Genomic DNA, 23384 nt, shown 5'->3' with positions numbered 1-23384 from the left:
CTTAGATCGACACGCGGCCGAGCGGCTGCAGTTCGACGTGCTCGCCGAGTTCCTGGTACGAATAGACAGCGAGCCAGCCCAGCCGTGCTTCGATCATCCGGCGCACATAGCGGCGGATATCCATCGAGGTCACCAGCGCTACGCCGTCGCGCGGCGCCATGCCGACGAACGACTGGATCTTGTCGATCAGCAGCGTCGCTTCGTCCGGCGGCAGCGCGAGAAAATTGCCGGTGGGCGTTTGCTTGATGGCCTGGCGAATATGCTGTTCGACCGGCATGTCGAACAGGACCGCGGAAAGCGTGCGCTCGCCGCGCGCGGCGCGATGCGCCAGAAAGCGCGACAGGTCGCCGCGCACGTACTCGGTTAGCATCAGCATGTCCTTTTCTTTAGGACCCCACGTAATCAGGCTTTCCATGATGGTGCGGACGTTGCGAATCGAGATCTGTTCTTCGAGCAGACGGCGCAGCACGTCGGCAATCCGTTGCGGCGGCAGTACCTTCTGTACCTCGGCGACGAGGCCGGGGTAGTCGCTCGCGAGCTGGTCGAGAATCCACTGCACTTCCTGGATGCCCAGAAAGAGCGGCGCGTGCCGGCGCATCAGCGCAACAGACGCATGCGCAATCACCTGTTCGGCACGCCATACCGGCGTTTTCGCGGGTACGGCGCGTTCTTCGAGCCAATGTGTGGGCGCCCCGCTGGCGTCGATGGGCGCGCGTTCCTCGCTTTGTGCGAGCAGCGTCGCGAGCGCGGTGTTGTCCTCGCTCGTGACGGCGGCTGCCGCCGCGCTTGATTGCCCCATCCGCGCCGCCTCGGGCAGCATCACCTTGCCGACGGGCAACTCAATAGCAAGCTGCGGCACGTCATGCACGAGGATCTCGCAGGTTGCAGCCGGCAAGGCGGCATAGCTCCACATCGTGATGCCGGGGAACGGCAGTCCGAGCTCTTCCTGCAGGCGCGCCCGTTCGGTTTCGAACGACTTGTCGAGCGCGGGCATGGTGAGCCGCGCCACCAGGTCCGGTGCAATGCGCACGCCAAGCGGGCAGGTGAACTGCGGCGCGCGGGCGAGGATGGCGGGCACGTCGATCTTCGAGCCCGAGCGCTGCATGGCGTGCAGCGACTCGCGTTCGTGGCTTTGCTGCTGCGGTTTTTTGGCGTTCAACCGGTAGGCGGTAAAGGCGAGGGTGCCGGACAGCAGCACGAACAGCGCGGCCGGAAAGCCCGGTACCGCAGCGAAGCCCAGCAGCAACACCGCCGCGAAATAGAGCGCGCGCGAACTGGAACCGAGCTGCCGGCCGATTTCGTCGCCGAGCGAGCCTTGTTTGGTCTGGCGCTCGTCCGCGACACGGGTGATCATCACGCCGGCCGCCACCGACAGCAGCAGCGAGGGAATCTGCGACACCATCGCGTCGCCGACCGAGAGGATCGAGAAGCGGTTGGCCGCGTCGCCCGCGCTCATGCCGTGATAGGCGACGCCCACGGCGATGCCCGCCACGATATTGATCATCGTGATGATGAGACCCGCGACCGCGTCGCCCTTGACGAACTTCATCGCACCGTCCATGCCGCCGTGCAACTGGCTTTCCACCGCGAGCGTGGCGCGCTTGCGGCGCGCTTCTTCGGCGGTCAGCAGATTGGCGCGCAGATCGGCGTCGATACTCATCTGCTTGCCGGGCAACGCGTCGAGCGTAAAGCGTGCGCCGACTTCGGCCACCCGCTCCGAGCCCTTCGCAATCACGATGAACTGCACCGTCGTGATGATCACGAACACCACAAGGCCCACCACGAGATTGCCGCCCACCACCAGTTCGCCGAAGCTTTCGATGATATGACCGGCCTCGGCATGCAGCAGAATCGACTTGGTGGAGGCGATGTTCAGCGACAGCCGGTACAGCGTCGTGAACAGCAGCAGCGAGGGGAAAGCGGAGAGCGAGACCACGTCGGGTACATACATGGTCACCATCAGCAAGGTCACGCTGATAGTGATGTTCACGCCGAGCAGAATATCGATCAGCGCGGGCGGCAGCGGCAGGATCATCAGCGAGATGATCGCGACGATCAGCGCCACGATCCCGACTTCACCGCCTGCGGGGAGTTTCAGCGTCTTGAGCATGGATCGGTTCTCATGTCGGAATGCCTGGTTAAACGGGTCAATGCGCGAAACAACGCGCGAATCAATGCGAGTCAAAAGACCACGCTAATGGAGCATCTGCGGCGGGTCGTACGGTTGCTCAGAAGCGACGCCGTCATCGCGCCGCGCGCCAATCGCCTCCACCCAGCGCAGAATCGCGGCGACCGTCTCGAACAGTTCCTCGGGAATCGGCTGATCGACGCCGACCTTATAAAGCGCGCGAGCCACCGGCGGATTGCCGATGATCGGCACACCGGCGTCGCGCGCCGCGTGCCGCAAATGCGCCGCCTGCTCGTCCATGCCCTTGGCGATCACGCGAGGCAGCGGATGCTCGTCGGGCGCATAGCGCACGGCGACCGCATAGTGCGTCGGGTTGACCACCATCATGTTCGCCATGCCCACCTTCGCCTGCGGCGGTGCGGTGGCGAGTTCGCGGGCGAGCCGGCGCCGTTCGCCCTTGATGCGCGGGTCGCCCTCCTGGTTCTTGTGCTCGCGTTTGACTTCGTCCTTGCTCATCTTCATCTTCTTGAGGAACATGAAGCTCTGCAGCTTGACGTCGGCCGCGCCGACCAGCACGAACACCGCTGCCGCCACCATGAACAGCTTGAGCAGGATGTCCCAGAACATCCGCACGAGACCCGGCAAGGGCTGGTAAAGCGAGCCGACGATCAGCGGGAACAGCCATTTGATCGACTCCCACATCACGCAAAAAATGATCGCCGCCTTGACGACCATCTTGGCGCACTCGATCAAGGTGCGCACCGAGAAGATGCGCTTCAGGCCCGCCGCCGGACTGACGGCCTTCGGATCGGGCGTGACCGGCTTGGTGGCGATCTGGATGCCCACCTGGCCCAGCGAACCTGCGACCGCGGCCAGTGCGGCCACGCAAACGCACGGCACGATGGCGGAGAGCGCCACGCCGCCGAGCCGGTAGAGCTGCGTATTCATGTTGGTGAGCGAATGGTCGCCGTCGACAAAACCCATGGCCGTGTTCACGACGGCACGCATCGCATCGCTGAAGCGGCTGGCGCCGCCCACCAGCAGGACGACTACCGCCAGCATCGAGATCGAGTCGGTCAGGTCGCTACTGCGCGAGACCTGGCCTTCCTTGCGCGCGTCCTTGAGCTTTTTGTCTGTGGGTTCTTCGGTCTTTTCGTCGCTCATGCGTCGGCTCGGCTGGAAGGGGCGGCAGGGGGCGGGGACATCTGCACTGAGGCATTGAAGCACTGAGGCACTGCGCAAACGCAACGCTCGCCCGACGATAGCGCTCACGCTCAAGCCGCATGAGGCTCGAAGCGAAGCTGTCGCATGCCTTGCGAAGCCCGCGAGGCAGGCAGACGCCTGGAGACGCTTACCGTTGGTGGCGCTATGGGCCCGCTGTGCAAGCGCCGCTGCGGCTTCGCTTGCGGTGCGCTTGCTTCGCATCGCACAGCGTATGCCGCGGCGCCTGTTGCTATGTTTGACGCATCCTTCGTGACCGGCCGCGCGTGGCGTGGCCGTTTTCAACGTCTCTCCCCAGGAGTGAGTCGCCATGACCGTCAGCACGCCGGAATACATGAATTGCAGCCCCAATGTCATCGGCGGGCTGATCGAAACCGTCTCGACTGCCTTGCTCAGCAACTTCCCGAAAGTCTCGGCCGATCCCTACGACATCGAACTGGTGCTCGACGCGCTGCGCGTGCTGCGTCCGCGCGTGACCGAGATCGATACGCTCGACGGCATCCTGCATATGGTGCGCGGCCATTGGGACGACGCCATTCACGTGCTGCGCCAGGTGGGCGAGAATGCGCCGCGCTTCGGTTACGCCAAGGCGCTGCTGGCGTTCTGCCTCTCCGCGAAGGGCGATCCGGACTGGAAGCAGTGCGCTACCGAAGCCATGGAAATCAATCCCAGCCGCGATACCCAGGCCCTTGTGCGTGCACTCGAAGCGCGTGAAGACCTGCTCAACGCCATGCGCGTCAAGCGTAACGGTGGCCAGTTCGTGACGCCGGCTTCATGCGAGGCGCTGGCCGAATTCAACGCGGAAACCGAGAGCGCCGAGCCAGCAGTGGCAATCGCGTCGGCGCCGGTGGCTGCGCCGATTCCGCACGCGTCGTTTCTGCGCGCCTGAGGCGCTGCACGTTTTTCCACTCGTCACGGAGTCGCACATGACCGTCAACGTCAACGCGTCGGCGCTACAAGCCTCGCTCGAACAGATGTCGCAAGGGGCGGCGGCGCCTGGCGCACAAGCGCCCACGCAACTGGCCGACAAGTTCCAGTCGCTGATGCAGAAGGCGCCGATGAGCGCGCCCGCGGCGCCGCAGGACGACGGCACGGCGGTCGCCTCGAAGCTGGTTGCTTCGCAGGACGCGGAATTGCAGCAGACGGTGAACGATGCGCTCGACCTCGCACAGCGCGCGCCGACGCTGACGATGAACGAGATGAGCGCGGGCACCATCCGCATGACGCTTGAGCTCGCCAGCACGCAGCTCGATCTGGAAGCGAAGATGGGCGTGGTCGATTCGTCGAAGTCGGCCATCGAAACGCTGATGAAGAACCAATAAGGTTGTCGTTACCCAACGACCGTTGTCAGGGACGCCGCGCCGGTGTCCTTCATGCGATGAATCGCGAGGCTTAGCCATGTCAGACCGAACGCCGATTCGCCGCCGCAGCGCACCTTTGCTGTGCGTGCTGGCGCTATGCGTGCTGCTCGCCGGCTGCAAGAAAGAGCTATACGGCAATCTGTCCGAACAGGACGTCAACGAAATGGTGGTGGCGCTGCTCGAACGCGGCGTCGACGCGACCAAAGACACGTCGGACGCCGGCAAGACCTGGTCGCTCGATGTGGACGACAGCCAGCTTGTGCGCGCCATGGAAGTGCTGCGCGCGCGTGGCCTGCCGCATAACAAGTTCGATGATCTCGGCGACCTGTTCAAGAAGGACGGCCTCGTCTCGACGCCGACCGAGGAGCGCGTGCGCTTCATCTACGGGATGTCGCAGGAGCTTTCGTCGACCCTGTCGAAGATCGACGGCGTGCTGGTGGCGCGTGTACAGATCGTACTGCCGAATAACGACCCGCTGGCGCAGACCATCAAGCCTTCGTCGGCGGCTGTGTTTATCAAGTACCGTCCGGACTCCGATATCGGCGCGCTGGTGCCGCAGATCAAGACGCTGGTCATGCATAGCGTCGAAGGGCTCACCTACGACGAGGTCAGTGTGACTGCGGTCGCCGCGGATCCGGTGGAATTGTCGCAACTGCCGCAGTCGAACGGCATGCCGGGATGGCTGTTGGGTGTACTGGCCGGCGCCACAGTGCTGGTGGCTACCGCGCTGCTGGTGTTGGCGAAGCGCGGTGTGTTGGCGGGACGGGTGCAAAGCGGCGCGACGAGCGGTGCGGATGGTGAGGCCGAGACGGGCCGCTTCGGTGGGCTGCTCGCGCGCTTGCGACGCTTGCGTCCGGCCAGTTGAGTCTTCATGCACTGCCGATGAACGCCCCCGTCGATTTACCGTTTATGCGTGCGGCCGCTGCGCTCGACGCGTATCGCCGCAATCTCGCTCAAGCAGTTCACTGGGCCGATCCGTCGTGGAGTGCGGCGCTGCTTGGCGCCGACGACGCGCAGCTCGCCGGTTGGCGTGCGGCGCTTGCACGGGCGAGTGCATCAGCGCTGGAAGCCGGCTCGCGAGCGCTCGTGCTTGCGGCTGGCGTGCGCATGCCGGGGCTGGATATCTTGACGCAATCAGCCATGTTCGGTGCTTCAGCGTCACCGGCTTCGTCAATCGCATCAGCGGCATCCACTGCGTCCGCCCCAACGCTGCAGCCGAACGCCGCCCTGCTTGACGTGCTGCCGGCACAAACGGGCTTGCAAGTGCTGCGCATGCGCGCGCTGTCGTTCCGGCGCGCCGAAGCGCGGCGCCTGATCGACAAGCGTAGCCGCTCGCAGCTTTCCGAATGGGCGGGCGTCGGCATCGACCGTCTGACCCAGGACGCGCATCTGGCCGACGCGCCCGACACGGCACGTCTCGCCGCGCGTGCCGCGATGCCGCCGCTGGCGGCGCTCGACGCCGAAGCGCTCGCCATCGAAGGCTGCGTGTTGCTCCTGCGCGATCTTGCGACGTATGGACACAGCGGCTCGCGCATGCCGTTTCCGTTGCTCAGGCTCGCTTTGCCGCGCGTGCTGCCGACGCCGCCCTGGCTGGCCGCCGCGCCGCCGCAGCTCGACGCGCTGGGCACGGCGCGGCTCTTCGTGCGGCTGTCCGAACTGCTACCGGAGTGGGCATGGCTATTTGGTTGAAAAGCGCCCGGTCGGCGCCCGGCGAGATGGACATCAACGGTCTGGTGGCGCGCGTCGGCGCGGCGCGCGATGTGATCCCGCGCGAGACCTTCGGCACGCTGGTCTCGATCGACGCGGCCTACACGGCACTCGCGGCGGACCGCGAAGCGCTGCTCGCCGCCGCGCGCGAGGAAGCGGCCGAGATCGTGGCGGCAGGCCAGGCACAGGCGGGGCAGATTATCGAAGAGGCGCAACGCGAATACGACACGGCTGCCGAGCAGGGCTATCGCGATGGTTGCGACCGCGCGCTCGCCGACTGGATGGAGCGCCTTGCCGATGTCGCCGACGCCCAGAGCCAGTTGCAGATTCGCATGCGCGAGCGGCTGGCGGGGATTGTTGCGTCGGCGGTGGAGCAGATCGTGCGCGTCGAGCGTCATGAGGCGCTGTTCGAGCGAGCCTTGGCGACGGTCGACCGGATCGTTGACGGCGCAACCTATCTGCGGGTCGCCGTTCATCCCGACGACTACGACGAAGCGAAGGCGACGTTCGACCGGCTCGCCGCGCGCTGGCTCGAACTGGGACGGCCGATTCCGCTGTCGGTCGTCGCCGACAAGCGCCTCGGCCCCGGCAGTTGCGTGTGCGAATCGGACTTCGGCACGGTGGACGCGAGCCTCGACACGCAGCTTCGCGCGATGCGCAGTGCGGTGTCGCGCGCGTTGAAACGGTCGGTAGAGGAGGCTGAGGCGGACGAGGCCGTGCAAGCTGAAGCAGAAGGCGACGAAGCAGAAGCGACGGCAGCGGACCTCGGCTATGGCGCGGATGAAGGTCACTCCCCCCATCTGGACTACCCGCAATCAGCCACTGAAGGAACCGCATGAGCACGCCATGGCTGACCCGCACGCTCGATTTCGAGCGGCTGACCGACGCCATCGAGCGCGAGATTCTCGCTGTGCCGGGTGTCGCGCGCACCGGCAAGGTCCTCGAAGTGATCGGCACGCTGATCAAGGTGGCCGGTCTCGACGTGTCGCTCGGCGAACTGTGCGAATTGCGCGCGCCGAACGGCACGCTGCTGCAGCATGCCGAGGTAATTGGTTTTACCCGCGACGTCGCGCTGCTGTCGCCGTTCTCGCGGCTGGAAAACATCTCGCGTTCCACTCAGGTGATCGGACTGGGCCGGCCGCTCGCGGTCAAGGTGGGCGACATGTTGCTCGGCCGCGTGATCGACAGTCTCGGCGAACCTGTAGACGGTGGCCCGCCCATCGAGTCCGACACCATGCGGCCGATCTTCGCCTCGCCGCCCGACCCCATGAATCGCCGCATGATCGACGCGCCGCTTGCCACCGGCGTACGCGTCGTGGACGCCATGATGACGCTCGCCGAAGGCCAGCGGATGGGCATTTTCGCGCCGGCCGGCGTCGGCAAGAGCACCTTGCTCGGCATGTTCGCACGCGGCGCCTCATGCGACGTCAACGTGATCGCGTTGATCGGCGAGCGCGGCCGCGAAGTGCGCGAGTTCGTCGAACTGATACTTGGCCCGGAAGGGATGGCGCGTTCGGTGGTGGTGTGCGCCACCTCGGACCGCTCGTCGATGGAACGCGCCAAGGCCGCCTATGTGGCGACCGCGATCGCCGAATACTTCCGCGATCGCGGCCAGCGCGTGCTGCTGATGATGGACTCGCTCACGCGTTTCGCGCGGGCTGGCCGTGAGATTGGTCTCGCGGCGGGCGAGCCGCCGGCGCGGCGCGGTTTCCCGCCGTCGATCTTCGCCGAGTTGCCGCGCCTGCTCGAACGCGCCGGCATGGGCGCGACCGGTTCGATCACCGCGTTGTACACGGTGCTCGCGGAAGACGACAGCGGCAGCGATCCGATTGCCGAAGAAGTGCGCGGGATTCTCGACGGCCATATGATTCTGTCGCGCGAGATCGCGGCGAAAAACCAGTACCCCGCTATCGATGTGCTGGCGAGCCTGTCGCGCGTCATGCCGCAGGTGGTGCCGGAGCAATATGTGCAGGCGGCGGCGAGGATTCGCGAACTGATGGCCAAGCATCGCGAGGTGGAGATGTTGTTGCAGATCGGCGAATATCAGCCCGGCACCAATGTGCTTGCCGACGAGGCCATCGCCAAGCTCGATTCGATCAAGGCGTTTCTTTCGCAGCGGACCGCCGATTACGCGGCGCCGGCCGACACGGAAGCGCAGTTGTACGCCCTGAGCGGACTCGGCTGATGGCGGCGGCAAAGGGAGCGAGCGGTTCGCGGGACCGCCGGATTATCGCGCTCGACCGTTCGTGCACACGGCGGCGGCGTCTCGACGACACGCTGCGCGCCACGCTCGCAGCGCAGCGCAACGCGCATGCGTCGCTCGAGGCCGCGCGTGATGCCAAGGCCGCCCAGGTCGAGCATGAGGCCGGCATCCAGCGCTTCTATCAGCATCGCATCGATGCGATGATGACCGGCACGGAAGCCTTCTCGCTCGAGGACATGAACGGCTGCCGCCGCTATCTGGAGATCGTCGGCGAACGGCTGCGCGCGCACGAAGGCGAACTCGTTCACGCCGAAGCGGCGGTGCAAAACAGCCTGGCGGCGCAGGACAAGACCCGGCGCGATATCGCCCTGAACCAGGGGCGCATCGATCTGTGCGGCGAGCGGATTCAGCAGATTCGCCGCCAGCACGACGAGGCGGCAGACAACGCGAGCGACGAGGAAGCGGAAGAGACCGCGCTCGCGCGCCGCTTCCAGCAGCAGAGGACGCGCGCGTGAACGATATTTTCTCGGCGCTGCCGCAGCTTGGCGAACTGCTCGTCGGCTATATCACCTTGATCGGGGTCTGCTCGCTGCGCCTCTTTATCGTGATGTTCATCTTTCCGCCCACGGCCGATGGTCTGCTGCAGGGCGTGGTGCGCAATGCCATCGTGCTGCTGTTCAGCTCGTATGTCGCGTATGGGCAGCCTGCGTCGTTTATCGAGTCGCTGCATGGCGTCGCGCTGCTCGAAATCGGCCTGCGTGAAGGGATGATCGGTCTGGTGATCGGCTTTGCGGCATCGATCGTGTTCTGGGTCGCCGAGAGCGCCGGCACCTATATCGACGACCTGACCGGCTACAACAACGTGCAGATCACCAACCCGACGCGCCAGGAGCAATCCACGCCCACCGCGACCCTGCTCGGCCAGGTGGCCACGGTGGCGTTCTGGGCGCTGGGCGGCATGACGTTTCTGCTCGGCACGTTGTACGAGTCGTATAGCTGGTGGCCGATCACCTCCGCAGGACCGAACGTTTCGAACATGCTCGAATCGTTTGTCCTGCAGCAGACCGATACGCTGATGCAGACCGTCGCCAAGCTCGCCGCGCCGATGATGCTGATTCTGTTGCTGGTCGACTTCGCCTTTGGTTTTGCATCGAAGTCGGCATCGAAGCTCGATCTGATGACCTTGAGCCAGCCGGTGAAGGGCGCAGTCACGGTGCTGATGCTGGCGCTCTTCGTGGGCATCTTCGTGGACCAGGTGCGCGAGCAGGTGACGGTCGCCGGTCTCGCCGCGGAATTTCGTGAGCTATCGCATACCGCCGGCAAGCCTTGAGTTTTGCTTGAGAAACTGAGGTCTCGGCACGCGTACGGGGCGTGCCGGCGTGCAACACTCAACACTTCTCAAATACGCGGAAAAGGTCAGATTTATTGAAAGTTCAGCGCGAGCGTTTGGCTACATTGACTCCATCCGATGACGTGCGCGCTCAGCGTGCGACGCGGTCCGCAATCAGAGGAGTCGAATCATGTTCTCGATGCTGTACTTCCCCGTTGTCGCCGCTCTCGCCACACCTACGCCCACTGCCGAGCCGGCGCTTGCCAACCGTTACCTCGATGCCCTGCTCAACGGCAAGCTGAGCGCTGCGCGCCAGCAGGTGAGCCGTTGGGCCGAAGAGGCCGGCGCTGCGGAACACGCGCCGCATGGCCTGCAATTGCATGCGGATATGCAACTGATGCTGGGTATCGAAGTGGAGGCTGAAGAAAACTATCGCCGCTCGCAAAAGCTGATTCGTTCATCGAAGCATGCCATCCGCATTGCTTCGTGCAGGAACGCCGCGTGGCAGGCCTTTTTCCGTCACCGGCTCGGCACCGCGCTGGCGTGTTTCTCGCGCGTCGCGGACGAACCCGAGATCGAGCCGGCGCGCGCGGCCGAAGCGCACTTCGGCATGGTCTGCGTGTTGCAGGAACTCGGCCGCACGGGCGAGGCGAGCGAGGCGCTCGAGAGCCTGACGGCGCTGGTGGAGCGCGATATCGACGACCGCCACGGTCATTGGCACGACGTGCTGGCTACCTTGCGCTTCGATCTCGCGGTGCAGAGCGAGGTGCGTAGCGCGAGCGCGCTAGGCGATCACGTGTACTGGCAGTCGGCGTTGTCGAGCGACCGCGTGCTGCGCCTGGCACACGCCGCCGATACGACCGTCGACAGCTTGCGCGAGGCCGTGTCGGGCGTGCGCACGCCGCTGCTGCGCGGCCGCATCGACTATCTGAAGCGCCTGCGCCTTGCGGCCTGTGCGGACCGCGATGCGATGGGCGGCCTGCACGACTATCTGAACTGGGCGCGCGAGCAAGGCCTCACCGATTATCAGCGCACGCTGAGGCTGGAGATCGCGCTGGCCACGCTGGCCGGCGCGGCGCCTCATCTCGCGAATGCCGTGCTCGAACCGCTGCATCAGATAGGCCGTAACGGCACCACTGGTCACCGCCAGCTCGAGTATCTGTATTGCACGGCCAAGACGCGTCAGGCGCAAGGACGCGCGCAGGAGTCGCTGCAACTCTATAGCCGCTATGCGCTGGTCGCGATGCAGTGTCTGCGCGAGGACTCGCATGTGCGTGCACCGTCGCTCAATCGCGCGGCCAAGCCGTCGCCGCAACTCGATGACGTCAGCGCCCGATTGCCGGCCAAGTATCGCCGTGCCTACGGCTATGTGCTCGACAACCTGGACCGGCGCGATCTCTCGGTGCGCGAAGTCGCTGCGGAAATCGGCGTGACGGAGCGTGCTTTGCAGAGCGCGTTCAAGAACTTCCTGGGACTCTCGCCGACCGAGCTGATCCGGCGTCAACGTATGGAACGCATTCGCGCGGAACTGACGGAAGGCTCGTATGCGAGCGAGCGCGGTGTGCTGAGCGCGGCGAGCAAATGGGGCGTGCAGAACCGCTCGACGCTCGTCAACGGTTACCGCAAGCAATTCCATGAAGCGCCCTCCGAGACGCTCGAACGATAAGACGTTGCAGCATGGCGGCCCGCAGCGCGTTGCCATTTTTATTCACCTCACCCACACGACTCCATGAAATCGAAGAGGCTACTTTGCGCCGCGTGGATCGCGGCGTCCCTCGCATGCGCTGCGGTCGATCCGGCCGATGCCGCGCCAGTGCGCTGGCGCAGTTCGACGGTGCATATCGCTGTAGAGGGCAAGGATCTGAAAGACGTATTGCGCGATTTCACGGCGAGCCAGGGGGTGGCCGCTTCGATCGCGGGCAACGTGCAGGGCTCGGTGACGGGGCACTTCGATACGTCGCCGCAACGCTTCCTCGACACGCTTGCGTCGACCTTCGGCTTCGTCTGGTTCTATGACGGCAGCGTGCTGTCGATCAGCAGCGCCAACGACATCACGCATCAGGTGATCAAGCTCGATCATGCCTCGCCCGCGGATCTGCGCGCGGCGCTGCAAACCATGAGCATCGACGATACGCGTTTTCCGATTGCCTATGACGAGGCAGCCGGCACCGCGCTCGTCAACGGACCGCCGCAGTATGTGCAACTGGTGATGGAAGTGGCGCAGCGTCTGGACGACAACGCAAGCCGTCGCGGCGGTTCGGTGATCCGCGTCTTCAAGCTGAAAAACGCCTGGGCCGCGGATCACAAGGTAAAGATCGACGACAACACGATCACGGTGCCGGGTGTCGCCACCGTGCTGTCGAATATGTACCACGCGAAGCAGGAGCAGGGCGGCGGCAGCGGCGGCAATGCACAGAACTCGGTCTCGCCTAACATGCAGCGCCTGCAACCGATGAACGACGTGGGCGGCAACGGTTCCGGCGGCGGCTTGCAGACGTTGTTGCCGCCGCTGCCGTCCAACATGCCGCAGGGGCAGGATGCTTCGCTCGGCGGTCTGGTGGGCAACTCGGCGCCGCCGAACTTTGCGAACGGCGGCAACGTCGGCTACGGCAGCGTGCCGGGCCGCTCGCAGGGCGGCGGAATCGCCAGCGGCGGCGATCTGAGCTTGCCGATCATGCAGGCCGATCCCACCACCAACTCGGTGCTGATCCGCGACACGCCGCAACGCATCGACCAGTACGCGTCGCTGATCGACAAGCTCGATACGCGGCCGAAGCTGATTGAGATCGAGGCGCATATCATCGAAATCGATGACGACGTCCTGGCGCAAATCGGCGTCGACTGGCGCGCGCATAACAGCCATGTGGATTTGCAGACCGGCAACGGCGCGCAGCCGCAGAACAGCTTCTCCAACGGTCAGGTCAACCCGACCTTCGGCACCACGACGCTCTCGGACGGCACGACGGTGGTCGATTCGACGCCGCTCGGCGGCTCGATTACCGCGGTGATCGGCGGTGCGGGGCGTTATCTGATGGCGCGCATCAATGCGCTGCAGAGCGACTCGAAGGCGAAGATCGATGCATCGCCGAAGGTCGCGACGCTCGATAACGTCGAAGCGGTGATGGACAACACCACGAAGTTCTTTGTGCGCGTTTCGGGGTACACGTCGGCGGATCTGTATAGCGTGTCGACTGGCGTGTCGCTGCGCGTGCTGCCGATGGTCGTGACGGACAACGGCCAGACCCGCATCAAGCTCGACGTGCATATCGAGGACGGCCAGTTGACGGGACAGCAGGTGGACAGCATTCCGGTGATCACGAGTAGCGAGATCAACACCCAGGCGTTTGTCGGCGAGGGCGACAGCCTGCTGATCGCCGGCTATAGCACCGACAATAACTCCAATGGTGTGACCGGCGTGCCGGGGCTCTCGAAGATACCGCTGATCGGTGCGCTGTTTCGCTACAACAACGACCAGCATACGCATATGGAGCGGGTCTTCCTGTTGACGCCGCGAGTGCTGAGCTTGTGATGGAGGATGAGGGCGCCCTGGCCTGATAGGCGCCCTCATGTCGACGACCTGTCTAGCCGGGGTTCTCGTTCTGGCTTTAGCCGCGCCGTGGCATGCACACGCAAGCTAGCGTTTCGGACACGGAGTAGAGCGGCAGCACCGCGCCCTGCCATGACGACGCGATGGCCCAGGGCAGGCGAGCGCCGACGGCCTGTGCTTCATCAATCGTATCAGCCGTATCAGCAGCCGCTTCGGCGTCCCCATCCCCGTCCGCATCTGCGCTTGAAGACGCGTTCGGTTGCGCGTCGCCATCGCCGGCACTGCCGGTCAGCTCGATGCGGTAACCATGCCCATAGCGCGTACGCAGATGCACACCGGCGGCTCCGTTCAGATCCAGCTTCTTGCGCAGCTTGTAGATATGCTGCTCGAGCGTGCGGCCGACAATATCCTCGGTGCCGCCCCAGATCGCAGCGGCCATCTGTCTGCGGCTCACGTACTCGCCGGCCCGCGAAAACAGCAGCCACGCAATCGCGAACTCGCGCACGGTGAGGCGCACGCTGTGCGCGTCGATATGCACGGCGCTGGCGCGCCGGTCGAGCCGATAGCGGCCGAAGCTCAAGAAGTCGTCCGCGTGCGGCGGCGTGGCCGACTGGATGCGGCGTAACGCAAGACGAGTTCGCGCGGCCAGTTCGCCGGGATTGAACGGCGCGAGGACGACGTCGTCCGCCCCTTCGCTGAACGCACGTTCGATGCTGCTTCGATCGGCAAACTCGCCGACGACAATCAGCACGGCGCGACGGTCGTCATAACAGGCGCGATGCGCGACTACCGCATGGGTCGAGTCGATACCGTTCGACGCATCGACGAAAATCGCGTCGTAGTTGTCGCGGGTAATCGCTCGCGACAACGCAATATCGTCGCGAAAGCGCCGGTATTCGATGGCGTTGTCGCTGAAGTCGCTAAAGGACTGGCAAATCCGATTGAACAGATTGCCGTCGGTGGTCAACACGGCGAATTTCAACATGTTCTCCGGAGGTCGTGCGAGGGGCACGCTACGCCGCGGCTGTTGCGAGTGGGCGTAGGGATCGCGCCGTGCAACCGGCCGGCGGATCGACCGGTTGCACGGCAGAGGGAGCGGGCCGCGAGGCGCTTACTTGACCTGTTCGACCTGGCCGCGAATTTCGCCGCCCGGGTTCTTCGCGGTATGCACGTTGAAATACCAGTTGCCGGCGAGCAGGTCGCTTTCCTGCGCGGGGGTGAGTGTGGCCTGGCCTTCGATTGGGCTGGGCAGCTTGTCCATCGGAATCGGAATCACGACAGGCGCGTTCTTGCCTGCGGGTGCCGGGCCATGAAAGTGCGCCATGCTGGCCGGGCCGGTGAGGTCCGCGTAGGTGACCTTCCACTGCAGCACTTTCGTCGACGTGTCGTAGGTGGCCGTCAGGTCGCCATGTCCGTCGCTGGCTTTGGGCGGCACTTCGGTCGAGGCGAGCAGGTTGGCTTTCAGGTTCAGCGTGTCGGCAACCGCGAGCGCAGGTGCCGCGAGACTCAGCGACAAGACCATAGCCGTGAGCATTCGATTGATTTTCATAGACGTCTCGTGGAATGGAAAGAGGATAACCTGCGACGCACGCGCGCCTTCGGGCGATGTGTGGCGACGCTGGTTACTCTATTGAACGCCTGGTGTCGGCGGCTTATTCCGTGACGCGACGGTCTTTTTTTGCACCCATGCACGGGATGAAACGGGCATGGTCGCGCGCCTGCGACGCGCGCCGGCAGCGGCAGAGGACGGGCGCGGGACGCCCGCTTCGGAGGGAGCGTGTGCGGCGTCTAGCGGCGCTGTCGTATGCCGTTGCGCAGCAAGGCGGCGGGGATGGAGAGCGAGGCGTACGTGCTGCTGTCGCTGCCCGCATGGGCGGTTTCCGTGGCGACGAAGTTCGCCACCAGGCTCGCGGAACCCGGAGCGCCGAGGTTCCAGAACGCCGCATATTGCCCCCACGGCTGGGCGGTGCGGGCGGCTTCGCTGTCGCGCGGATGAACGTCCAGAGCGCGGCAGGCGCGAGCGGCGAGCGTTGCTTCGGCGTCGATCTCCACCGTCGAATCGCAGAGCTCGATCCGGTAGCCGTGCGCATACATGGTCCGCAATTGCACGCCCGAACTGCCGTTCAATTCCAGCTTCTTGCGCAGCTTGTAGATATGCTGTTCGAGCGTGCGGCCGACGATGTCCTCCGTGCTGCTCCAGATTGCGCCGGCAATCTGCCGCCGGCTCACATACTCGCCCGCTCGCGAGAACAGCAGCCACGCAATCGCAAACTCGCGCACCGTGAGACGCACGATGCGGTCGTTGACGAGCACCACGCCCGCACGCCGGTCGAGCTTGTAGGGACCCAGTGCGGCCGATTCTTCGGTGGGCGCGGCGGGCGTCGACTGGAAGCGGCGCAGTGCGAGAAAGGTACGCACGGCCAGTTCGCTGCGATCCACCGGCGACAGCACCACATCGTCGGCGCCCGCCTCGAAGGCGCGCTCGATGCTGTCGCGATCGGCGAAGGAGCCCACCACGATCAAGGGTGCTCGCCGGTCGCCATAACAGGCACGGCGGGCGAACACGGCGCGGGTCGAATCGATGCCGGTGGCCGCGTCGACGAGGATCGCGTGATAGTCCTCGCGATAGATCGCTCGCGACAACGCCACGTCGTCATGAAAACGGCAGCACTCGATCGTGTCGTCTCCAAAGCACTGGCATATCAGATTGAACAGATTGCTGTTGGTGGTCATCACGGCGAATTTCAACATGCCCTCCAGGACGGATACCAACGGTTGTGCTCCGAATGACGAACTGCACGACCCGAAAATTAAGACCCTTAAAATATCAGGGCTGTAACGAATTGTTTCCCCTTGAGGGTTGGCGGTTTACAGGTAAACATCGGTGTTTGAAGTCGCCTGAATTGTTACGACGAATAACGACGCAGATGCCGGAAAGATGTCGTAAGTTATGTGCCTAAGCAGGCGCCCGGTATCAATTGCTGGCTTTCGCTCAAGGCCAGGTAAAAAGGCCGGAAATGGCCGTCAACACTAGGCGATGTATAGGTTCGCGCCACCTTTCAATGTCGCAAGGCGGATTAAGCTTTGTTGAGGATCGACTAAACAAATCGCAAGGCGCGGCTTCGCGTTTGCATGAGCTTTGTTGAATCTATGCGTGAAGGGCCTCTTTAAACTCGCTTTAAATCCCGCTTGATTCCCTTCACGCCTGACGATCCTGCTCTGAGCTGCCCATGTCCTTCCTGTTGAATGCGTGGTATGTCGCTGCCTTTGCGCACGAGGTGCGCGCCGATGCGCCGTTTGCGCGCACGCTGCTCGGGCGGCCGGTGGTGTTGTATCGCGATGCCGCGCAACGCGCGATCGCGCTCGACGATCGTTGCGCGCATCGCTTCGCGCCGCTTTCCAAAGGGCGCGTCGTCGACGGTGCGCTCGAATGTCCGTATCACGGTCTGCGCTTCGGCGCGTCCGGACAGTGCGTGCACAATCCGCACGGCGATGGGCGCGTGCCGGCCGGCGCACATGTGCGGACCTATCCGGCTATCGAGCGTTACGGCGCGGTCTGGTTCTGGCCGGGCGATCCGCAACGTGCCGATGCGTCGCTGCTGCCGTCGTTTCCATTTGTGGATCCCGACACGGCGTTTATGCAGGATGGCTATCTGCTCACGCGTGCTCACTACCAGTTGAGTGCCGACAACCTGCTCGATCTGAGTCATTTCCAGTTTCTGCATCCCGATACGTTGGGCAGCGAAGCGATTGCGCGCGGCGAGGTGCAGTCCGGCAGTCTTGGCGATACGGTCTGGGTGCGCCGGCTTGCGCACGACGAAGAGTTGCCTCCGTTCGTCGCGAATGGCTTTGGCATTCCGCCCGGCACCCGGGTCGACCGCTGGATGGATGTGCGCTGGACCCCACCTGGTCTGCTGTCGATCATGGTGGGCGTCACGCCGGCGGGCATGCCTCGCGAGGCGGGGCTGATCGCGCCGTCGGCGCATTGGCTCACGCCCGAGACCGAGCGGACCACGCACTATTTCTTTGCCTTCGGCTTGCCCAAGGAGATGGGCGAGGCGGGCCGCGAGCTGGTGCGGTATGCGGTGGATGGCTTGATGAAACCGTTCGAGCAGGAAGACCTGCCGATGCTCGAAGCGCAGCAACGCAATCTGGGCGACAACGATTTCTGGGCGCTGCAACCGGCCTTGCTGCCGCTCGATGCGGGCGCGATTCGCGCTCGCCGGGTGATGGAGCGATTGCTGGCGGAGGAGCGTGCGGCTGGTGTAGCCGGTGTGGCGCAGGGGCCGGTTAGTCAAATGCCTGGGCAGACGCCCGGGAGTGAGACAGCGGCGACGCAGACGGTGCCGGTGGAATCGCTACGCCGTTCTTCCTGCGCGGCGGCGTAGTGGCGGCCGTCCTCGAGTCGCGCGTCGCGGCCGGATCGCTGAACGCGGTATGGGTGGAGGGTATTGCCGATGCGCTCAGCGCGGCGGGCGTGCGCCATGCCGTGCTGTGTCCAGGCGGACGGGCGAGCGCGATGTGCCTTGCTCTCGACGCGCATGCCGGCATCGCGGTCGAGCTGATCAGCACCGACGAGCGCAGCGGCGCCTTCGCGGCGCTCGGCATGGCGAAGGCCACCGGCACGCCGGTGGCGATCGTCACGACTTCCGGTTCAGCGGTGGCGAATGTTTTGCCGGCGCTGATCGAAGCCGATGCATGCGATATTCCGCTCGTCGTGCTGACCTGCGACCGGCCGCGTACTTTGCGCGGCGCAGGCTTCGGACAGATGGCCGATCATCTCGGCGCAACGCGTGCCTTCGTACGGGCGCAGGCCGATCTCGACGATCCCTTTGATTCTGCGGCTGCGTTTGAGGCTGCACGTACGCTGTTAAACCGCGCGCTGGCTGCAATGCATGGCGTGTGCCGAAGCGACGTGGCGGTGCTGGCCTTACGCCCTTTGCACGTCGACGAGCATCCGTCCCCTGTGCGTGCGGCGCCTGGCCCGGTGCATGTGAATGTGCCGCTTGCCGGGGTCTACGACGCCACCGAAACTCATCCCGTCTCCGTCGATACGGTGATAGCCGCGCGCGAGCAGCGCGCGTTCGGGATTCCCGCAGCAGCGCTGCGCGAAGCTCAGGCGACGCCTGCTTCGATCGTCGGGCGTGTGATGGCGAGCGTGCGGGGCAGGCGGCGCGAGCGATCGATTGACGCTGGACTCGACGGTCTGATCGTCGTGGGACCGGAGCCGGGCGTATCGCTCGAGGCGATCTTTGGGTTCGCTGCGGCGACGGGATTTCCGGTCCTCGCGGATGCCGGCAGCGGCCTGCGCGCGGGACCCGCGGCGCTGGCGCCGGCGCAGGCCGCTCGTGGTGCGCCGGGGGCGTTGATCGTCAATGCATTCGACGTGCTGGGCGGCAGTGCGCGTATGGCCGATGCGCGGCCGGACCTGATCGTACGCTTCGGATTGGCGCCGGTGCTGCCTCTGCTGCATACGTATCTCGAAGCGCTGGCCGATGTGCCCGCGATCAAGATCGCGCCGCATCGCGTGGCGCATGATTATCTGCATCAGGCGCTCGATCCGCGCGATGTGCTGGTTGCGCCCACAACGGTCGAGTTGGGCAAGATGGCGCGTGCGCTGGGTGACGCGGTGCGCGGGCATTTGACCGGTGCAGCAGCGGCGTCCGCTGCGGTAGATGCATCGTGCCCGGTCGCTTTCGCGTGGCGCGACCGCTGGGCCAGTGTCGCCAGCTATGGTGCACGCGAGCGGCGCGCCTGTGTCGCAAAGCTCGGCTGGGGCGAAGTAGCGGCGGCTCATCAACTCTTCGCTGCAACGGGCTTTGGGTTTGTGCATATCGGCAACTCGATGTCGATGCGGCACGCCGATATCGGCTATGACGTCCGCGCTGAACCGCAGGACGTCTATGTCAATCGCGGCGTGAGCGGCATCGACGGCACGCTGTCCACGTTTATCGGCGAAGCGCTCGTGCGGCGCGATGCAGGTTTGCTTGTGCTTGGCGATCAGGCGTTGATTCACGATCTGTCGGCGTTAGCCAGTGCGCAACGGGTGACGACGCCCGCCTGCGTATGCGTGGTCGATAACGGTGGCGGGGCGATTTTCGACTTTTTGCCGATTGCGCAGTCGCCGGCGTATGGACGGACGATTCGCAATCCTTACCGGATCGATATTGCTGCGTTGGCGCAGGGTTTTGGATTGACGCATCGGCGTGTTGCAAGTCGCGAGGCGCTGCACGACGCACTCGAAGCATCACGCCAACACGCGGGCGTGACGATTGTCGAAATCGCCGTGGGCGCTTTTTCCGGCATGGAGCAAATGCAGTTGCTCGCGCAAGCATTGGGAGCGGACTGATGTGGGATATGGCTGAGGACCACGATCCGCTGCGCCGTTCGCTTGCCGCGCTGCAACGCTACGCTAGCGCGGCGGCGCCGGATGAAGTCTTCCTCGACGATATGCAGCAGCGGATCGATGCTTCGGCCAATTCGCAAGGGCACGGGCCCGTCCCAACCCACGCGCCACGCCTGCGCATTCTCCTGCTCGGCTACAGCGGCGCGGGCAACACTGGCGCCGATCTGCGCACCATCGAAACGATCGCACAACTGCAGCGCCTGCTGGCGCCGCGCGAGCCCAGCATCACGCTATTTGCGTTAGGCGACTGCTTCGACCATCCCGTACTGGCGACCACGCCGAAGCTCACGCCGGCGTTGCCCTACTTGCCGGATGCGCTCGACGCCGCGATTCGCGACGCCGACCTCGTCCTGAACGTCGAAGGCTCGACGTACACATCGAAGTTTTCCGATTCGCTTGCCGGCATCCTGATTGGCGGCGTGGCGCTGGCCGACGCGCATGGCCGGCCGGCCATCGCCTACGGCGTCGATAGCGGGACGATGAGCGCGGCGCTCACGCGCTTCGTCACGCGCAACGCGGCGCGCGGCCAGATCATCTGCCGCAATGAGACCGCGCGCGCGCACCTCGCACCCCTTGGCGTGCAGGCGCAGCCCGGCGCAGACACCGCATGGACCTATCGTGCGCCCCACAGCGCGCGTGCAGCCGCACGCGGTTCGCGCATCGCTGCGCTATGCCCTAACAACCCGTTCTGGTGGCCGGTCGTCGCGGATGCGGCGCGCGCGCGCCTGCTCGATGCGCGGCGCGAGGTCTCGCCGTTTCGCTACGGGCCGTTGCATTTCCACAGTTGGGATGACACGCGCGCCGCAGCGTACGACGCCTACCTCGCGCGTTTCGCCGACATCGCCGAAGGGCTGCGGCAGCAGGGTTACACCCCTGTGCTGGTCGGCATGGAACAGCTCGATCGTGCAGCGTGCGCCGATCTGGCGGCACGTTTGCCGTTCGCGGTAGAGATTGTCGCGCGGGGCGCCGAGCGGCTTGACGAAGTTGCGGCTACGGTCGCCCAGGCGGCCTGCGTCGTGACGACGCGATATCATGCCGCCGTGCTGGCGATGTCGCATGGTGTGCCGGTGTTCGGCCTGTCGATGGATCCGCGGATCGACCGCCTGTTAGCCGAGGCGGGATGTGCGCAATGGCGCGCGGCCTGCGATGCGGAAGACAGCACGCAAGCGGCGCTGGCGCAACTTGGCATGCTTGAGGCGCCGCACGTTCGGGCTGAGCTGATCGCATGTTACGACCGCTATGCCGACGCGCAGCGGTCGCGTTTCGAGGAGATGGGCCGACAGGTTTTGGCGGCGCTGGGGCTTTGAGCGTTGCCGCCGTGGCTCCGTTTCGGTCGTAGGGCGCCGTCCCGATGTGAAATCAATGCAACTCGGGCACGACTCAAACCCGTCCTCACCACGCCAGCATCGTTTCCCGCTGTGCTTCGGCTTTGCGCGCCTGCGCAGCCGCCTCGCCAGCAAACACCGGCATCACCTTCTTCGCAAACCTGCGCATCGACGCCATCACCTGTTCATGCGGCAACGCGCCGAACCAGAAGCTCGCGCTGAAATAATCGCAGCCCAGGCCGTTCTGAATGCGTCGCAACTGGTGGATGCATTCATCTGCCGTACCGACCACCAGAAAATCGTCCCGTAGCGCCTGTTCCGACGGTTCATCGGCAAACGGTTGAGCCGGCACCACGCCGTCGACGACATCACCCATGTCATGCCGCAAGCGCAGCGTGGCGCGGCCGTTCCAGCGCGCCTGCTCCACCGCTTCACTGGCCTCGGCCTCGCTTTGCGCGACATACACCGGCCGCTGCGTGCCGATGCGCACCGAGGTCAGCGCCTGCGCCAGATCCGGATACTGACGGCGCACATTAGTCAGCTTCGAGATCGGTTCGAGCACGCCCGTAAACAGATTCGCACGCCGCTGCACGGCCTTCTCAACCGAGGCGCGGCGGCTCGAATTGACCACCAGCCAGAGCGGCATAGCGGCCTGCAGCGGCTGCGGCACGAGCGCAGTGCGTGCAATCCTGAAGTGTGCGCCGCTGTACGAGAACACCGGTTCGCGCAGCGCCTGCAGCAGCACGTCGATGGCTTCGTCGTCACGCGTGGGCGTTTTGCCCTTGACGAGCTGAAAGCGCTCGTACTGATAAGCCTGATAGCCGCTGCCGAGACCGACTTCGACGCGCCCGCCGCTCAGCACGTCGAGTGTCGCGAGTTCTTCGGCGACCACGAGCGGGTGATGCAGCGGCACCGGAATGATCGCCGGCCCAAGCCGCAGATGCTGCGTGCGCGCGGCAATGTGCGTCAACAGCAGTAGCGGCCGCGACGAGTGCGAATAGTTGGTGAAGTGATGTTCGGCGAGCCACAGGTGGCTGTAGCCGAGGCGGTCGGCGGCTTCGGCCATCTCGAGCGCGCGCCGGTACGACTCGGCAGCGGGTCGTGGTTCGGGTGCGGGCATGGTGAGGAACAGGCCGAACTGCATCGGTTGCATCGTCGACTCCTGTGGGGAAGGCCTGATCAAAGCCCGGTCGAATCCGTCGACGAAGCGATCGGCGCCACGCCCTTGGGACGGTAGAACATATAGGTGGCCGCATACGGCACCAGCAGCCGCGAACCCTCGAGTTCGCAGCCCGGTTGCGGCGGCAGGCCGCCCGACGTGTCGATGCGTTGAATCGAACTGATGTCCGCGAAACGGCCCGAGCCGGGACGCGGCGCGGCGTCGTAGCCCGCCGTGTAGCGCGCCCAGGTCAGCGCATTGGCGCCCACCTGGCTCTCGGCCGAGGTGGCGGCCTTCACATAGCTGCCGTCATAGGAGAGAAAGTAGTGCCCCGGCGCGACCGTGCCGACGCTTTCGCCGCCGGCATCCACGAGGATCGCTTCGGAGCCGAAGGGCGCCCAGAGCAACTGGGTCGGATCGCTACGCACGCCGGATGACTTCGGGCCGGTGGTTTTCGCCGCGCTCAGCGCACCGAGCGGGTCCGCCGGGATGGGCGTCCTGCGGCAGATGTAGGTCTCGTCGCCGTGGGTGGTCATGACTTCCTGCAGCACCTCGTCCTGGCTCGCGCGCAACGCGACGGGCAGCGCTTCGTTGGCGGTCGGCGGCGGTTTGGGCGGCGTGGCGCAGCCGCCGAGCATCAGCAGAGCGCCAATGCCCACCACGGCGGTGAGCTCGCAAAGCAATCGGATGGGGCGCAGCGGAAGAGCTGTCATCGGCGTATCGAAGGTAGCAAAAGTGAAGCGGGGACGGACGATGTTGCAATCACACCCGATCTTCGACTGCGCGCCTCCGCACAACCCGAAAGGCTGCACGGGAAAACGCACGAACCGGCCATGGTTCGCGTTCGCATGCCTGCGTTCGCAGATGGGTGGGCGAGGGCAGCCGCGCAGCGGATACTGTCCGTGGTCCGCTGGCGATACATCCGTCACCGCCCACCTTCGATGTGCATTACGCGCTCGGTTTGCAGGCGGCAAGCGTCTGCGACGTAGCGCGCCAC

General features: G+C 65.0%; 20 protein-coding genes. 13 read left to right on the top strand and 7 right to left on the bottom strand.

Translation table 11 applies throughout. The features are described 5' to 3' along the window. Position 1: 1 nt before the first annotated feature. Together sctV and sctU are read right to left on the bottom strand one after the other, a co-directional pair. Entirely contained in the window at positions 2-2110 is a 2109-nt protein-coding gene (sctV, locus tag P3T42_RS12285) for a type III secretion system export apparatus subunit SctV (protein ID WP_429306185.1), read from the bottom strand. A gap of 84 nt (positions 2111-2194) precedes the next feature. After that, a complete protein-coding gene (sctU, locus tag P3T42_RS12280; RefSeq protein WP_074295055.1) occupies positions 2195-3292 on the bottom strand; it encodes a type III secretion system export apparatus subunit SctU in 1098 nt (365 codons plus the stop codon). A 367-nt stretch (positions 3293-3659) separates the two neighbouring features. Between sctU and P3T42_RS12275 the strand changes: the two genes are divergently transcribed. The 10 genes from P3T42_RS12275 to sctC all read left to right on the top strand — a co-directional run bounded on the left by P3T42_RS12275 (position 3660) and on the right by sctC (position 13479). Beyond that, on the top strand, positions 3660-4238 hold the full coding sequence (locus P3T42_RS12275; RefSeq protein ID WP_429306184.1) for an HrpB1 family type III secretion system apparatus protein: 579 nt from the start codon (positions 3660-3662) through the stop codon (positions 4236-4238). A 37-nt stretch (positions 4239-4275) separates the two neighbouring features. Beyond that, entirely contained in the window at positions 4276-4671 is a 396-nt protein-coding gene (locus tag P3T42_RS12270) for a type III secretion protein HrpB2 (protein WP_074295058.1), read from the top strand. A gap of 76 nt (positions 4672-4747) precedes the next feature. Beyond that, the gene (sctJ, locus tag P3T42_RS12265; protein WP_429306183.1) at positions 4748-5575 is read left to right on the top strand and encodes a type III secretion system inner membrane ring lipoprotein SctJ; all 828 of its coding nucleotides are present in this window, start codon (positions 4748-4750) and stop codon (positions 5573-5575) included. 17 nt (positions 5576-5592) lie between these two features. Next, the gene (locus tag P3T42_RS12260; RefSeq protein WP_429306182.1) at positions 5593-6399 is read left to right on the top strand and encodes a type III secretion protein HrpB4; all 807 of its coding nucleotides are present in this window, start codon (positions 5593-5595) and stop codon (positions 6397-6399) included. Positions 6400-6425: 26 nt separating this feature from the next. Further along, on the top strand, positions 6426-7256 hold the full coding sequence (gene sctL / locus P3T42_RS12255) for a type III secretion system stator protein SctL (protein ID WP_429306301.1): 831 nt from the start codon (positions 6426-6428) through the stop codon (positions 7254-7256). After that, positions 7253-8602, top strand: coding sequence for a type III secretion system ATPase SctN (gene sctN / locus P3T42_RS12250; RefSeq protein ID WP_429306181.1), 1350 nt, complete (start codon positions 7253-7255; stop codon positions 8600-8602). Before sctL ends, sctN begins: the two co-directional genes overlap by 4 nt. Then, the gene (locus P3T42_RS12245) at positions 8602-9135 is read left to right on the top strand and encodes a type III secretion protein HrpB7 (protein ID WP_429306180.1); all 534 of its coding nucleotides are present in this window, start codon (positions 8602-8604) and stop codon (positions 9133-9135) included. The genes sctN and P3T42_RS12245 overlap by 1 nt, the downstream gene beginning before the upstream one ends. After that, positions 9132-9950: a type III secretion system export apparatus subunit SctT gene (sctT, locus tag P3T42_RS12240; RefSeq protein WP_429306179.1), complete on the top strand. Its 819-nt coding sequence runs from the start codon at positions 9132-9134 to the stop codon at positions 9948-9950. Before P3T42_RS12245 ends, sctT begins: the two co-directional genes overlap by 4 nt. Before the next feature lie 190 nt (positions 9951-10140). Continuing rightward, positions 10141-11616, top strand: a complete 1476-nt coding sequence (locus P3T42_RS12235) for a helix-turn-helix transcriptional regulator (RefSeq protein ID WP_429306178.1) — start codon at positions 10141-10143, stop codon at positions 11614-11616. Positions 11617-11679: 63 nt separating this feature from the next. Further along, positions 11680-13479 carry a type III secretion system outer membrane ring subunit SctC gene (gene sctC / locus P3T42_RS12230; RefSeq protein WP_429306177.1) on the top strand — a complete coding sequence of 600 codons (1800 nt, stop codon included), beginning with the start codon at positions 11680-11682 and terminating at the stop codon, positions 13477-13479. A gap of 76 nt (positions 13480-13555) precedes the next feature. On the opposite strand, the gene P3T42_RS12225 is transcribed toward sctC, so the two are convergent. The 3 genes from P3T42_RS12225 to P3T42_RS12215 form a co-directional block, all read right to left on the bottom strand. Continuing rightward, positions 13556-14482 (bottom strand): response regulator transcription factor, encoded by a 927-nt coding sequence (locus tag P3T42_RS12225; RefSeq protein WP_429306176.1) that lies wholly within the window; start codon positions 14480-14482, stop codon positions 13556-13558. 126 nt (positions 14483-14608) lie between these two features. Beyond that, complete coding sequence (locus P3T42_RS12220) at positions 14609-15031, bottom strand: CHRD domain-containing protein (protein WP_074297225.1); 423 nt, start codon at positions 15029-15031, stop codon at positions 14609-14611. 254 nt (positions 15032-15285) lie between these two features. Then, positions 15286-16248 (bottom strand): response regulator transcription factor, encoded by a 963-nt coding sequence (locus P3T42_RS12215; RefSeq protein WP_429306175.1) that lies wholly within the window; start codon positions 16246-16248, stop codon positions 15286-15288. Positions 16249-16727: 479 nt separating this feature from the next. On the opposite strand from P3T42_RS12215, the gene P3T42_RS12210 reads away from it, so the two are divergent. From P3T42_RS12210 to P3T42_RS12200, 3 genes are read left to right on the top strand one after another with little or no spacing between them, the layout of a single operon-like run. Next, positions 16728-17885 carry a Rieske 2Fe-2S domain-containing protein gene (locus P3T42_RS12210; protein ID WP_429306174.1) on the top strand — a complete coding sequence of 386 codons (1158 nt, stop codon included), beginning with the start codon at positions 16728-16730 and terminating at the stop codon, positions 17883-17885. After that, on the top strand, positions 17885-19846 hold the full coding sequence (locus P3T42_RS12205) for a thiamine pyrophosphate-binding protein (RefSeq protein WP_429306173.1): 1962 nt from the start codon (positions 17885-17887) through the stop codon (positions 19844-19846). The genes P3T42_RS12210 and P3T42_RS12205 overlap by 1 nt, the downstream gene beginning before the upstream one ends. Beyond that, on the top strand, positions 19846-21210 hold the full coding sequence (locus tag P3T42_RS12200; RefSeq protein WP_429306172.1) for a polysaccharide pyruvyl transferase family protein: 1365 nt from the start codon (positions 19846-19848) through the stop codon (positions 21208-21210). The genes P3T42_RS12205 and P3T42_RS12200 overlap by 1 nt, the downstream gene beginning before the upstream one ends. A gap of 85 nt (positions 21211-21295) precedes the next feature. Here P3T42_RS12200 and P3T42_RS12195 read toward each other — a convergent pair whose 3' ends face one another. Together P3T42_RS12195 and P3T42_RS12190 are read right to left on the bottom strand one after the other, a co-directional pair. Continuing rightward, complete coding sequence (locus P3T42_RS12195; protein ID WP_429306171.1) at positions 21296-22381, bottom strand: LLM class flavin-dependent oxidoreductase; 1086 nt, start codon at positions 22379-22381, stop codon at positions 21296-21298. A gap of 26 nt (positions 22382-22407) precedes the next feature. Next, positions 22408-23100 (bottom strand): DUF3455 domain-containing protein, encoded by a 693-nt coding sequence (locus P3T42_RS12190; protein ID WP_429306170.1) that lies wholly within the window; start codon positions 23098-23100, stop codon positions 22408-22410. Positions 23101-23384 lie beyond the last annotated feature (284 nt).

Origin of the sequence: Paraburkholderia sp. GAS38 (genome assembly GCF_050434965.1) — a bacterium.
GTDB classification, from domain to species: Bacteria; Pseudomonadota; Gammaproteobacteria; order Burkholderiales; family Burkholderiaceae; genus Paraburkholderia; species Paraburkholderia phenazinium_A.
Note: the sequence above shows the minus strand (reverse complement) of the source record. Positions and strands in the feature narration are given on the sequence as shown.